This is a genomic window from Edaphobacter sp., assembly GCF_035763405.1.
GTDB lineage: Bacteria > Acidobacteriota > Terriglobia > Terriglobales > Acidobacteriaceae > Edaphobacter.
This window is the reverse complement of sequence record NZ_DASUBE010000004.1, coordinates 25,276-39,128: the sequence shown is the minus strand read 5'-3', so window position 1 is coordinate 39,128 and position 13,853 is coordinate 25,276. Positions and strand designations below refer to the sequence as shown.

The window sequence follows — 13,853 nt, the reverse complement described above, 5'->3', positions numbered from 1 at the left end:
TCGGGCGCGCACGACGATTGCCTGATGGCCATGGCCATTGCGCAGGCCGCGCGCGCGGAGATGCTGGTGAGGAGAATCAGCTTTTAGCTCAAGGCTGGAAGCTGGAAGCCCTGTATTCTGTTGCGGAGGGAGACACGTTGGCGGTACTGGCGGTGCAGGCAATCCGAAGGATGCGCGGCGGGGCGCAGAGCCAGTTGATGCTCGCGTCTGATGGTCGCCTGTGGGTGGTGAAGTTTCAGAACAATCCGCAGCACCTGCGCGTGCTGGCCAATGAGCTGATTGCCACGCGGCTGGCCGAGGCCGTGGGCCTGACGGTGCCGGTGAGCGACGTGGTCGAGGTGACGGATTGGCTGGTTGAAAACTCGCCCGCCATGCAGCTCGACCTGCCGCGCGGCCAACGTCAACGTTACACGGCGGGGCTGCAGTTCGGCTCGCGCTTTGTGGGCGGCCTGATGCCCGGCCAGGTGGTGGACTATCTGCCCGAGCAGCAGTTGGCCGAGGTGCGCAACGTGGCGGAGTTTGCCGGAATGCTCTGCATCGACAAATGGACAGGCAACTGTAACGGACGGCAGGCGGTCTTCGAGCGCAGGCCGCGTGAGCGCAAGTACCGCGCGACGTTCATTGACCAGGGCTTCTGCTTCAACGCGGGCGAGTGGACGTTTCCAGACGCTCCGCTGCGCGGCGTGTATCAGCGCAACCAGGTGTACGAGCGCGTGACGGGTTGGGAGAGCTTCGAGCCGTGGCTGGGCCGCGTCGAGAAGATGGATGCTGCGAAACTGTGGTCGATTGCCGAGGCGGTGCCGCCGGAGTGGTACGGCGGCGACCTCGCCGAGATCGAGCGGCTGATGGAGCAGTTGCTCCGCCGCCGCGCGCGTGTGCGCGAACTGATTGAGTTGTTCCGTGACTCGGACCGGCGGCCGTTCCCGATGTGGAACGCCGGGAAGACCGTTGTCGTGCCGCGGCAGTTTGAAGAGTGGAGCGGTGTGGCAAAGTTTGTAATGTAGGGAGAAGCTGCTCTTGGAGGTCGTTTGAAGCAACGTGTGCCATGCGAGTTCTTCCTCATCCGGTATGTGCCGGACGTGGTGAAGGGCGAGTTTGCCAACATCGGCGTGCTTGCGCGCGAGGCAGGCAGCGCGGAGGGCGCGATGGTGCGCTTTACGCGCGACTGGAGCCGCGTGCGCTGCATGGATGCGGATGCGGACATTGGCCTGCTGGAGTCGCTCGAAGCTGAGATTGCCGCACGGCTTGCGGCGGGCACGGCGAATGCGCTTGATCTCAAGAAAGGGATCAAGCCGGTGATGCAGGTGCTCGAAGACACGCTTTCGAACTCGGTGCAGATCTCGGAGATGAAGGCGTCGCTGGCGGAGAGCCTGCCCGCCGAGCTGGAGCAGTTGATGCGCATGTACGTCGAGCCGCTGAAGGTGAAGGCGGAGCGCAGGAAGTCCGGGCGCGCGGCCATTGCGGGCGCGATGCGCACGGAGTTCGAGCGCGCGGGCGTGTGGGGCATGATGCGCAAACGCGTCGCCGCGTCGCTGTATACGCGCGCAGGCGACCCGACGAAGATCGATTGCGGCTACAGGGCCGCGCTCGAGACCGCGCCTGCAGGCGGCATCATTCGGATGTTTCAGGCGGTCTCGCTCGAGGGCGACGTCGAGGCTGCGAAGGGGCTGGCGTATTCGGCTCCGCAACTGCGCGAGGGAGTCGAGCGCGTGGAAGGCGCAACGCTGGACCTGACCGCTGTGGTCGAGCCGCTGCGCGAGGTCTCGAATGCGGAAGATGAGGCGACGGAGCGATACCGCTTCGGCGTGGACGCGATGGAGCGGCAGGCGATTCGCGTGGTGACGTTGAGCGACCTGGCGCGCGTGGCAGAGACGGCGAGGGTGGAGTTGAGAGTGTAGGGAATAGGGTGTAGGGAATAGGGTGTAGGGTGTAGAAGACGCGAGAGCATGGCATTTCTGCCATGCTCTTTTTTCGTAGGTCACGACTTCTGTCTTCTACACCCTATTCCCTACACCCTGTTCCCTGATCTGAGAGGAGCAAGCGATGGGAGTTCGAGAGACGGTGAAGGAAGTGTGGCAGCGGCTGGCTGGTGTCGAGGCTGCCGGCGATGCGACCAAGGGTGAACGGAAGACGGCGATGCTTCCGGCGATTTTGAGTCCTTATAACCCCATGCGCGGCGGGCAGCCTGCGCTGCCGAAACCTACGCCGGCGAACCTGCGCAAGTTCGCGGAGACGCCGGTGGTGCGCCGCGCGATCAATGTGGTGAAGGACAAGATTGCGAGCATGGACTGGCAGGTGCGCGTGCGGCGCGGCTATGAGAGCGCGTCCGTCGAAGACTGCGCGGCGCGGATGAACGCGCTGCGTCAGTGTCTGGAGGAGCCGAACACGGCCGACAGCTTTCGCGTGCTATGGGAACAGGTGCTCGAAGACCTGCTCGTCGGCGGCTTCGGCGCGGTGGAGATGGAGGCGACCGGCGACGCGGCGCGGCCGTTTCATCTGTGGGCGGTCGATGGCGCGACCATCCAGATTGACAGCAAGTGGGACGGAGACCCGGCCAAACCGCGCTATGCGCAGGCCACCGGACTGCCCGGGCAGCAGAAGATGGTGCCTCTGCTGGACGACGAGCTGATGTATCTGCGGCTCAATCCGCGCACGCATACGCCCTTCGGATTGGGGCGGCTGGAGGTGGCGTTCGAGACGGTGAACCAGTATCTAAGCGCGAGCCGCTATGCGTCGAAGCTGGCATCGAACTCGGTGGTGCAGTATGCGCTGTGGCTGAACGATGCGACGCCCGAGCAGCACGACCGGCTTATTCGCTGGTGGCAGGACGAGATTGAAGGCACAGGCCGCGTGCCTTTGCTGAGCTGCGAGCAGAAGCCCGAGGTGCTGCGCTTTGCAGGCGGCACCGACGCGGATCTGCGTCTGCAATGGCAGGACACGCTGGTGCGCATGATTGCGAATGCGTTCGAACTGCCGCCGATGCTGCTTGGTTCGATGAACGATGTGAACCGTTCGACCGCGACCGAGCTGGCCGACGAGGCGTTTCAAGGCGCGGTGGTGCCGGTGGCGAAGCTGCTGGCCGAGCACATCACGCGCGACCTGTTCGCCAAGAAGCTGGGTTGGCGCGAGTTCGAGTTCTGCTTCAACGCGCTCGAGAGCCGCGACGAGATGGAAGAGGTCCAGATTCAGAAGACGCTGATTGAAGCAGGCGTGATGACGGTGGACGAGGTGCGCGCCATGCGCGGGCTGACTCCGCTTGCGCCGGCTGCAACATCGACACAGACGGAGGCGATGTGAAGATTACGATCGACAATCTGGATGGCAAGGGCGCGGTGGACTACACGGCCGCGCTCGCTGCGGATGGGCCGGCGAAGATTGAGCGTGCGCTGAATGCGCCTTCGCGCGTGGGCGGGTTGCTCGATGTTGCGGGCGCCGGGCTGACTGTCCCGGTGCGACGCGGTCGCGTGGTGATGATCTCGGACGCGGGCACGGTCTTGTTCACGGGTTATCTGGCGACGGAGCCTGAGGCTGTCTACGCAGGCGTGGGCGTTGCGGGGCCGGTGTATCGCTATGCGTTCAGCGCGGTGAGCGATGAGTGGCTGCTCGACAAGCAGCCGCTCCCGGCAATCGGCGCCGGGCTGGCACAAACGGGCGGCGCGTTGCTTGAGACGCTGACCAATCGCGTGGACGCGGGGCTCTTCACAACGACGGACGTGATGACGGTGCCTGCGGTTGGCGTCTTCGAGCCTGTGCAGCGGGAGAACTGGTCGGCGAACGCGGCTGAGATTGCGGGTTCGACCTATGCGGCGTATCGCGTGGTGAACGGCGCGCTGACACTTGCTCCAGCAGGCACGGTGACTCATGCGCTGAGCGACGGCGACGGCACGTTGCAGGTGGCTGCGTTGAAGACTGCCTCTATTAAGGAGTTGGCCAACGATGTGACCGTGAGCGGCGAGATGGAGCCGACTGCCTACGTGCAGGAAGTCTTTGCGGGCGATGGCACGACGACGGTCTTCGAGCTTTCGGAGGCGCCGTACCGTCCAACGGGAACGGCTGCGACGCATCTGGTGAACGACAGCTTCAACCAGAGTGCGCTCGATACGCGGGTATGGCAGGTGGCCGATCCCGGCTCGCACCTGAGCCTTGGCGCGAACGGGCTGACGATGACCGGCGGCAACGGGCTGGACGGGCAGACGACGCTGACCGCGATTGACGCCATCGAGATGGGCGGAACGCTCGTCATCGAAGCGGGCAACGTGCAGCTTGGCGGCACGAGCACGGGTATTGTCGCGGGTCTGTACTCGGGCGCGACGGCGAGTGCGAACTGTTTTGCGGGTTATAACGTCAGGCAATCGAGCGGTGCGACAGTTGCGGTGCCGTTTGTGAACGGTGCTGAGGTGGGGACGGCGTTCACGCTGGTCTCGGGCCACACGTACACGCTGCGCATCCGGCTGCATTCGGTTGAGCCTGAGCGTGTCATGCAAACGTATTACGCGATGGTCGATGGCGCGATCCAGAGCTTTGGCGGGGGTGTCATCGCTGCGCCAATGGCGCTGGTCTTCGACGTGCTGGACCTGGGCGTGTCGTCGAACACTCCGGCGACGGTGCTCTACGACGGCGCGGTGGCGACATCGCCGGCGAGTTGCAGTTTCGTTGTGGCGAACAGCGTGGGGCTGGTCGGTTCGATGGGCTACTGCCGCGTGACGCAGACGGGTTCGGCGTGGGTGGTGAGCACGCTGCCCGGCGGCACGAAGCAGACGCGGCTGATCGGTATCGCGGGCGAGGGCGTCGATTGCAGGATCTCCGCTTCGGGCAAGGTGACGTTCTTTGCGGGCCGCGTGCCGGTGGCGGGCGAGTACGTGACGGTGCTGTATCGTGCGCGCGAGCGGGCGGTGGCGCGGCTGGCGAATGCGACGAGTGTGGCGGCTGAAGCGGCGGGCGGCGTTCCGGGCACGGCGCGGTGGCTGGGCAAGGTGCTCAGGCCTCCGGCGCGCAGTTCGGCCGACTGTGAGAGCGCAGCAGCGGCGGTGTTGAGCTTTGCTACGAGTCGCGCGGCGGCGCTTGCGGGCAAATACGTGGCGGTTAATCCTGCGGCAGACATCTGGCCAGGTGACGTGCTGGCGATCACGAGCAGCGACGAGACCACGAGTGTCGTGGTGCGCGCGGTCGAGATTGTCGACAGCGCGGCGGTGCCGGAGATGCTGACGTATCGCATTGCGTTTGCGAATGACTGGGCAGAGGCGCTGGGCATGAAGCTGTCGGAGGCGATTGCCGTCGATGCGCTGCTGCCTGCGGCGGCGTTGAGCGCGCCGGGTACCGTGCTGCCGAATTTGCAGGAGTTGCAACTGGTGAGTTCGACGACGACTGCGTTGCAGATTGATGCGGGCATGGATCCGCCTGTGGGCGGCGGCTTCGAGGTGAGGCGGCGCGATGGAGGCTTCGGCCCAGGCGTCGATCAGGACCTGGTGCTGCGCAGTCCGGTGCGGAGTTTCTCGGTTCCGCGCGAGGCGCAGGCGGAACGCTACTACGTGCGGATGTACGACGGCTCGACACCGCCGGTGTACTCGCGGTTTTCGAGCGCCGTCGTGGTGGATCTGCCGGTGAGCTAACGGAAGACTTAACGCCGAGTTGCATCGGTGGAATCGGTGTGAATCGGTGTTTGGCCTTGAGGGTTCGGGGGTGGGGGATGACGGAATTTGAGGGACAGGTGCTGGCGGACTTGAGTGTGTTGAAGAGCCAGATGGATCAGTTGATGGGTATCGGACAGCCGGGGCGGCTGACGCAACTTGAGGGGCGCGTCGAACGGCATGAGCGGGGCGTGCAGCGCATGAAGGGAGTCTTTACCGCTGCCGGAGCGTTGCTGGCGATCGTGCAGCTGGTGGTGGATTACTTGCGGCGGTGAGAGGCGAGTAAGGTGTGTTGAGTCTACGTTTGCGCGATGAAATAGCGCGTGAAGGGGTGCCCGAGGGCTCGGTGCTGCCCTGGCGAAACGCAGATTCCCTTCGGGAAGGACAAACAAAAAGGCACCCGGGCTTTGGTGGCGGGTTGAAGCAACAGCAGATTCCTCCCCCTTCGACTTCGCTCAGGGTACGGAACGGAAATGCCAAGGGACGGTGGAATGGAAATACGAAGATGGGCTCCCGGCGCAAACGTATAATCGAGGTCTATGAGTGACAAGCCGCTGGTGGGTGTGGTGATGGGGAGCCGCAATGATTATGCGGTGATGCGCAGCGCCGTCGAGGTGTTGCGCGAGTTTGGCGTGGCGCACGAGGCGCGTGTGGTCTCGGCGCATCGCACGCCTGATCTGCTGTTCGAGTACGCGGAGGCTGCCGTGGGGCGCGGGCTGCGCGTGATTATCGCGGGCGCGGGCGGCGCGGCGCATCTGCCCGGAATGCTTGCGGCGAAGACCGTGGTGCCGGTGCTGGGCGTGCCGATTCCTGCGACCGCGTTGCAGGGGCAGGACTCGCTGCTGAGCATTGTGCAGATGCCGAAGGGCATCCCCGTAGGTACGCTGGCGATTGGCGCGGCGGGCGCGATGAACGCAGGGCTGCTGGCGATTGCGATGCTCGCGACCACGGACCCGGCGTTGCAGAAGAAGTTGATGGCGTGGCGCGCGGCGCGGCGCGACGAGGTGCTGGCCCAGACTGTGGGCGACGACGAGGCGGGCGCGTGAGCACGACGACTTCGACGGCAAAGCGCGTTGCGGCAAAACCGATTCTTCCCGGCGCGACGATTGGCATCTTCGGCGGTGGTCAGCTTGGCCGCATGACGGCGATGGCGGCGCGCGAGATGGGCTATCGCGTGCAGGTGCTGGATCCGGACCCGGCGTGCGCGGCGCGGTTCGTGGTGGACAGTTGCATTGAGGCCGCGTGGGACGATGCGCGCGAGGCCGCGAACCTGGCGCGTGGATGCGATGTGGTCACGCTCGAGATCGAGCAGATTGCTCCAGTCAGCATGGCTGCGGCCGCAGCGCATGCTCCGGTGCGGCCCGGCGGCGCGATGCTGCGCATCATTCAGGACAGAGTGGTGCAGAAGGATTGGCTGCGCGAGCATGGTTTTCCCGTTGGCGACTACCGCGCGGTGCGCTCGCTGGACGAGGTGCGCGCGGCGATCCGCGAGCTGGGCGGCAGATGTTTCTGCAAGAGCGCGACGGGCGGCTACGATGGGCGCGGGCAGGGCAAGGTCGGCTTCAGCGCCGGTGCCTCGTTTGAAGATGAGGTGAGCGGCGCGTGGCAGGCTCTGGGTGAAGGGCCGGGTGTTGTGGAGAAGGCGGTCGAGCTGGAGCGCGAGATTTCGGTGCTGGTGGCGCGGTCGCCGAGCGGCGAAGTGAAGGCGTATCCGGCGGCGTGGAACTATCACGAGAACCAGATTCTGGCGTGGAGCGCGATGCCTGCTCCGCTTGCGCCGGCGATGGCGGCGAAGTCGCGCGAACTTGCAGGCGCGATTGCCGATGCGTTCGGGCTGGAGGGGATTTTGGCGGTCGAGATGTTCTGCACTACCGACGGCAGACTGCTGGTGAATGAGCTTGCGCCGCGTCCGCATAACAGCTACCACGCGAGCGTGCGGGCTTCGGTGACGAGCCAGTTCGAGCAGCTTGTGCGCGCGGTGTGTGACCTGCCGCTGGGCGAGGTGGATGTGGTGCAGCCGGCGGCGATTGCGAATCTGCTGGGCGAGGTGTGGCTGAATGCAGATGGTTCGCCGCGCGAGCCGCATTTTGATGCGGCGTTGGCGGTGCCGGGCGTGCGGCTGCATCTCTACGAGAAGCACAAGCCGCGCAGGGGACGGAAGATGGGACATCTCTCCGCTGTGGGCGCGACGGTGGATGAGGCGGTGAAGCTGGTGCTGGAGGCGAAGGCGCGGTTGTAGCGTGTGCTGGAGGCATAACACCGATTGGCGCCGGTGAACACCGATTCGACCGCGGATTGGCACGGATGAGCGCGGATGAAAAGCAGATTCCTCCGCTGCGCTGCGGAATGGAAATACATAAAGACTGCGGAATGAAATGCAAAGGGATGCGGAATGGAGATGCAAATCATCCGTGTTCATCCGCGCCAATCCGTGGTCGTTTTTAAATCGGTGCCAACGGTGCAAATCGGTGTTAAGCCTTGAGGAATTTCGGGGTGGGGGATGTCGATGGGTCAGTGGGTTGGGGGGCGGCGGGGGCGGAGTGCGTAGACGACGGCTCCCAGCAGGGCGATGAGGGCTGCGAAGGCGGGTGCAGGCAGGCCGGCGACGCGCTCTCCGCGCGCGGTCCAGAGAGCGAAGGCGATGAGTGCGGCGGGGCCGACGCCGAGCGCGATGGTGGCGGCGAGGCCTCCGGGGATGCGGAAGGGTCGAGGCATTGCTGGAGCTTTGACGCGGAGCACGGCGAGGGCGACGAACTCGAGCACGAGCGCGGCTCCGTAGAGGACGAGATCGATGGAGATGAGCCGCTCGAAGGTGAAGCCGAGTGCGAGCGCCCAGCCGATGCTGCATGCGATGACGCTGACCCAGGGAACGCCGTTGGACCATCGCCGGGCAAGCACACGGGGCAGCAGGCCGTCTTCGGCCATCGCAGAAGGCAGGCGCGTGAGCGAGAGCGTGAGCGCGTTGAAGGTGCCGAGACCGTCGAGCGAGCCGGAGAGGACGACGGCGAGCGCCAGCACGGGGCCGCCCATCAGCATGGCTGCATCGACCCACGCGCCGGTGGAGAAGCGCGCGGCGGGGATGCCGACCATCCAGACGCCAACGAGCGGCAGCATGTAGACGCACATGACGGTGAGGGTTGAGGCGAGCATGGCGCGCGGGTAGGCTCGCTGCGGCTCGTCTACTTCCTGCGCGATGGTGGAGGCGTTGTCCCAACCCATGTAGTTCCACATGGTGATGGCGATGGCTCCGCTGATGTCGGCGCTGGCGGGCGCGCCTGCCGCGGCCGGGGCGATGCCGTGTCTGATGAGGTGCCAGAGCACGAGCGCGATGAGCACAACGAAGGGCGAGAGTGAGATGGCCATCATGCGCGCGGAGCCGAGCCCGACAGAGACCGCACCGCGCAGGTTCCAGAGGGCGGAGATGGTGACGATGGCTAGCTTGAGCAGGAGGCCGCGGTGTCCTGAGGTCAGCTCGGGTGCGACGCGCGAGAGGTAGAGCACGAAGGTGGTGGGGTAGATGGCCATGTCGAAGACGCTGGCGGCGAGGCTGAGCCAGGCCTCCTGAAATCCCCAGAATGGGCCGAGGGCTTCGCGGACCCAGTGATAGAAGCCGCCGTCGAAGGGCAGGGCGGCGGCGAGCTCGCCGACCATGAGGCTGGTGGGCAGGCTCCAGAGGAGCGGCACGGCGAAGAGCAGGAGGAGCGCCCAGCCGTATCCGGCCATGCCGATGATGTCTTCGAGCCCGTAGGGGCCGCCGGACACCATGAAGTAGGTGGCGGCGACGAGCGGCAGCAGCCGCATCTTGTTGGTGTTGCCGTTCGCTCGGGCCAACCCGTCTCCTTGCTCGCTCCGTATCACAAATCTAACTGACGCGGACGCGGCGCGGCGGCGGCACGGTATAATCGGCTGTAGCCGAAGTGCAGCATGGTGCGGAGAGTTGGCCGAGTGGCTGAAGGCGGCGGTTTGCTAAACCGTTATAGGATCAAAAGTTCTATCGGGGGTTCGAATCCCCCACTCTCCGCCAGACCTGCCTGTTGAAGATGTCCGCCTGGATGGGTGCCTGGCGGAAGGCTTAACACCGATTGACACCGATGAACACTGATTCGACTGCGGATCTGCACGGATTTGCGCGGATGAAAAGCAGATCCTCCCGCTTCGCGGAAGGACGATAATTTCCGGGTTCCTGGCGGTGGTGGAAAAGCAGATTCCTCCGCTGCGCTGCGAAATGGAAGTACAAAGAGCTGCGGAATGAAATGCAACGGGGTGCGGAATTGGGGGGGCAACAGCGGGCTGGCGGGGTACAGGGGATGGGCGTTGGGGCGGGCGAAAAATGTATACGTCTACAAAATTCTGCGTCGTGTTTTGACTGACGAAAGAAAAATACAATTAGTAAAAATTTTCTTGACACTCACTTTCCTTGCCGGATAGGATTCGCAACAATCTTCCTCGGAGACATTTTATGAGCGAAATTATCTATCCGGCCGCAAAATTAGTTCGTATCTGGAACAAACCTGCCGCGCGGACGGCGCGTGTACTTGGGCTGGCCTTGATGGTCCTCGTCGGCTTGAGCGTGGCTGCGATGGCACAGACTTCGTCGTCTTCGGTGAACGGTATCGTGACCGATCCGACGGGCGGCGTTGTTCCGGGGGCGCAGGTCGTCCTCAGAAACGCGAGCACGAACGTGGAGCGCACGACGGTGTCGAACTCCTCCGGGTCCTACTTCTTCAACAGTGTGCCTCCGGCGCGGTATGTGCTGGTCTTCTCCGCGCCGAGCTTCCAGAAGGAGAGCATCGCGGCGTTCGACGTGGCGGTGGCGCAAGCCGTGACGGTGAACGCGGCGCTGAAACTGGGCGATGTCTCGCAGACGGTGACAGTGGAGGCGGCGGGCACGCAGGTGGAGAGCTCGACTTCGCAGCTTGGCACGGTGATCGGCGAGAAGGCTGTGACGGACCTGCCGCTGAACGGGCGGAACTTTACGCAACTGCTGACGCTGACGCCGGGCGTGACGCCGATCAGCACAGGCCAGAACAGTTCGGCGAGTAATACGCCGGTCATTGCCTCGGACTCGACGAGCTTTTCCTTCCCGTCGATCAATGGTGCGGGCAATCGTTCGACGGTCTATCTGGTGGATGGCCTGAACGACAACCAGGCCTGGTACAACACCTATGCTGTGCCTCCGATCATCGACACGATCCAGGAGTTCAAGATCAACTCGCACAACGACTCGCAATACGGGGGGACGCTGGGCGGCGTGGTCAACGTTGCGACCAAGGCGGGCACGAACAACTATCACGGCTCGGCGTGGGAGTTTTTGCGCAACAACGCCTTCGACGCAAGGTCTTATTTTGCGACCATCCCGCTTTCGTATCATCTGAACACGTTTGGCGGCCAGATGGGCGGCCCGGTGACGATTCCACACCTGTACAACGGGCGCGACAAGACGTTCTTTGAGATTGGATTCGAGGGAACGCACTACTCCGAATCGGGCTCGAGAGACATCCTGATGCCCACCGACGCGCAGCTCAATGGAGACTTCAGCAGCGCCACGACCGGTGTGAAGACCGGCGGGACCTGCAACGCGGGCGATACCACGGTGCACACGTACGCGTGCCAGCTTTACGATCCGACGGTCGCCAACAATGCGGCAACGCCGAGCCGTCCGGCCTTCCTCGGCAATCAGATCCCCACGTCGAAGATGAGCCCGTATTCGCTCGCGTTCATCAAGGCGATCTTCGGCGGACTCAAGCCGATTGTCATTCCTGGAAAGTCACCTACTTCGGCGAACTATCAGATCACCGATCCGAAGCGGCAGACGGTGTACAACTACACGGGCCGGATCGATCAGCACATCGGCACGAAGGACTTCATCTTCTTCCGGTACTCGGCGATTCAGTGGTCGCAGACACAGCCGAGCACGCTTCCCACGTTGTTCAGTTCGCTGGAGCTGCCTTCACAGCAGTACGGCGTGAGCTGGATGCACGTCTTCAGTCCGACGACGAGCATGCAGGTGCAGTACGGCAGAACGCACGTCGAGGACGACTCGCTGACGCAGTTCCAGAACCGCAAGATTGCTCAGATCTACGGATGCTCGCCGGACATGTGCAACTCGTTTGTGGGCGGAGCGTCGGTACTGGTGACGCAGTCGGTGACGGGCGGCTTCGGCGGGGGCGAGATCAACAGTCCGTCGAAGAACCTGTCGAGCATTCACGAGTGGTCGGGCAGCGTGATGAAGACGCTGGGCAACCATCAGATCCAGGCCGGGGGCGCCTGGGACCAGGTGAACTATACGGCCATCCTGCGGCAAGGCGCGGTGAACTTTACAGGTGCATCGACAGGGAACTTCTTTGGAAACCCGAACTCGCCTGCCGGCATGAGCAAAGCGCAGGTGAGCGCGCAGTCGGGCTTCGGGCTGGCAGACTTTCTGCTGGACTACCCGAACAACGAGAACAAGCGCAACGTGCTGCTGACGGAGCGGCCGGGCGGGATCGGCAGCATCTATCTACAGGACAGTTGGAAGATGACACGCGACCTGACGGTGAACTACGGCATCCGCTATGACCGCAGTGTGATTCCTGCGTTCGGTACACAGGCTTCGGTGGGGCTCCAGGGCAGCATCGAGACCGGCGACTTCGATTTCAACAACGGCGATTACATTCTTCAACAGTTGCCGCCGCTGTGCAGCGACCGGCATCACGCGCCGTGCCTGCCCAGCGCGACGCTTCCCGCGCATGTCCGCGTCGCCCTGGGCAAGAAGATTCTGCATGGCAGCAAGGACAATATCAGCCCGCGCCTGGGCTTTGCCTACCGCGTCAACGATACGATGTCGGTGCGCGGCGGCTTTGGCATGAGCTACGACAACTGGGCGGGCATTATCCAGATGACGCAGAACTACCAGGGCTCGTGGCCGGACACGGGCACTTTGCAGATCGACGGCACCAACACACCGGGCACGCCCTATACGTCGGCACAGGACCCCTTTGCCGATAACGGCGGCAACCTGCCTTCGGCGACGCCCTTCGACAAGGCGAATGTGAACTATATGGTCGATCCGCGGTGGAAGAATCCTTACTCGGAGCAGTACAACCTGGGCATCGAGCAGCAGTTCGGCGGGCACACGATTCTGTCGCTGAACTATGTCGGGTCGTCTTCGCACCGGATGGACATCGGCGGCTACTACAACACGGGCACGCCTGCGGTGGCGGCTTCGTTCGCCGCACGGCAGAAGGCCGGCACGACGGGGCAGCCGTTCCCCTACGCATACCCCCAGAAGTCGTGGGACCACAGCGGGGCGACGGCATCGTATAACGCGCTACAGGCATCGGTGGCGCGGCATTTCAGCTCGGGCTTCGGCTACACGGTGGCGTATACGTGGAGCAAGACGCTGAATGAAGGCGGCGACGGATACTTCGGCGTGGAGGGTGGCGTTCCGGAAGACCCATACAATCCGAAGGGGAGCCGTGGACCCGCCAGCTTCAACATTCCCCAGATACTGAGCACCCATGCTCTCTATGAACTGCCCTTTGGGACTGGAAGAAGGTTCGCGACTGGCCACAGCGTGCCCGATTTTCTGATGGGCGGATGGCAACTGAATGGGATCTTCTCGGTGCGCACGGGGCAGAATTTTACTGTCATGGCAACCGGGGACATAGCCAATACCGGAAACGCGAAGACATACGAGCGGGCCAATCAGGTGGGCGACCCCCACTACAGCGGCGTGATTGCCGCGAACCCGGGCTGTACGCCTCCTGCCGGTCCTCTGGGGACCCGTTCGCAGTGGTTCAATCCGTGCGCGTTTGAAACGCCGGCGGTCGGCACTCTGGGCACTGGGCCACGAAATTCTCTCCACGGGCCTACCTACTGGAACGCGGATACATCGGTGCACAGGGTGTTCCGCATCCGCGAGGGGCTCTCGGTTAAATTCGACGCCGAGGCGTTCAACGTGTTCAACCATCCTATCTTCGGCACGCCCGGCTCGACGGTGAATAAACCGACCGACCTCGGCCAGATCAACTCGGTTGCGAACTCGAGCCGCATTCTGCAATTCGCGGCGAAGGTGCAGTTCTAGCGGAGGCTCCGGGATTGGCTGAGGTGATTCGGGGAAGGCTTAACACCGATTTGCACCGATGTACACCGATTAAAGACGATCACGGATTTGTGCGGAGGACGCGGATGGAATCGCTGGTCTGGGCGACAGTTGCCACTGGCTAAGGAAAATACGGGGGTCTC

Annotated in this window: 9 protein-coding genes and 1 tRNA gene; 9 read left to right on the top strand and 1 reads right to left on the bottom strand. The window is 63.7% G+C overall.

The window, feature by feature from the left end:
- Positions 1 to 170 precede the first annotated feature (170 nt).
- From VFU66_RS00425 to purK, 7 genes are all read left to right on the top strand, one after another.
- Entirely contained in the window at positions 171 to 1,004 is an 834-nt protein-coding gene (locus VFU66_RS00425; RefSeq protein WP_326444250.1) for a HipA family kinase, read from the top strand.
- Positions 1,005 to 1,028: 24 nt separating this feature from the next.
- On the top strand, positions 1,029 to 1,898 hold the full coding sequence (locus VFU66_RS00420) for a DUF3037 domain-containing protein (RefSeq protein ID WP_326444249.1): 870 nt from the start codon (positions 1,029 to 1,031) through the stop codon (positions 1,896 to 1,898).
- A 145-nt stretch (positions 1,899 to 2,043) separates the two neighbouring features.
- Positions 2,044 to 3,297 carry a phage portal protein gene (locus VFU66_RS00415; protein ID WP_326444248.1) on the top strand — a complete coding sequence of 418 codons (1,254 nt, stop codon included), beginning with the start codon at positions 2,044 to 2,046 and terminating at the stop codon, positions 3,295 to 3,297.
- Positions 3,294 to 5,609 carry a hypothetical protein gene (locus tag VFU66_RS00410; protein WP_326444247.1) on the top strand — a complete coding sequence of 772 codons (2,316 nt, stop codon included), beginning with the start codon at positions 3,294 to 3,296 and terminating at the stop codon, positions 5,607 to 5,609. Before VFU66_RS00415 ends, VFU66_RS00410 begins: the two co-directional genes overlap by 4 nt.
- Positions 5,610 to 5,686: 77 nt before the next feature.
- The gene (locus VFU66_RS00405) at positions 5,687 to 5,902 is read left to right on the top strand and encodes a hypothetical protein (RefSeq protein ID WP_326444246.1); all 216 of its coding nucleotides are present in this window, start codon (positions 5,687 to 5,689) and stop codon (positions 5,900 to 5,902) included.
- Between the two features lie 264 nt (positions 5,903 to 6,166).
- Positions 6,167 to 6,673: a 5-(carboxyamino)imidazole ribonucleotide mutase gene (purE, locus tag VFU66_RS00400; protein WP_326444245.1), complete on the top strand. Its 507-nt coding sequence runs from the start codon at positions 6,167 to 6,169 to the stop codon at positions 6,671 to 6,673.
- Between the two features lie 92 nt (positions 6,674 to 6,765).
- Positions 6,766 to 7,866, top strand: a complete 1,101-nt coding sequence (gene purK / locus VFU66_RS00395) for a 5-(carboxyamino)imidazole ribonucleotide synthase (RefSeq protein WP_414649353.1) — start codon at positions 6,766 to 6,768, stop codon at positions 7,864 to 7,866.
- A gap of 272 nt (positions 7,867 to 8,138) precedes the next feature.
- Here the strand turns inward: purK and VFU66_RS00390 are convergent, their stop codons facing one another.
- The gene (locus VFU66_RS00390; RefSeq protein ID WP_326444243.1) at positions 8,139 to 9,458 is read right to left on the bottom strand and encodes an APC family permease; all 1,320 of its coding nucleotides are present in this window, start codon (positions 9,456 to 9,458) and stop codon (positions 8,139 to 8,141) included.
- Positions 9,459 to 9,558: 100 nt separating this feature from the next.
- Here VFU66_RS00390 and VFU66_RS00385 point away from each other — a divergent pair.
- Together VFU66_RS00385 and VFU66_RS00380 are read left to right on the top strand one after the other, a co-directional pair.
- A tRNA-Ser gene (locus VFU66_RS00385) sits at positions 9,559 to 9,651 on the top strand.
- A 435-nt stretch (positions 9,652 to 10,086) separates the two neighbouring features.
- Positions 10,087 to 13,692 (top strand): TonB-dependent receptor, encoded by a 3,606-nt coding sequence (locus tag VFU66_RS00380; protein WP_326444242.1) that lies wholly within the window; start codon positions 10,087 to 10,089, stop codon positions 13,690 to 13,692.
- Positions 13,693 to 13,853 lie beyond the last annotated feature (161 nt).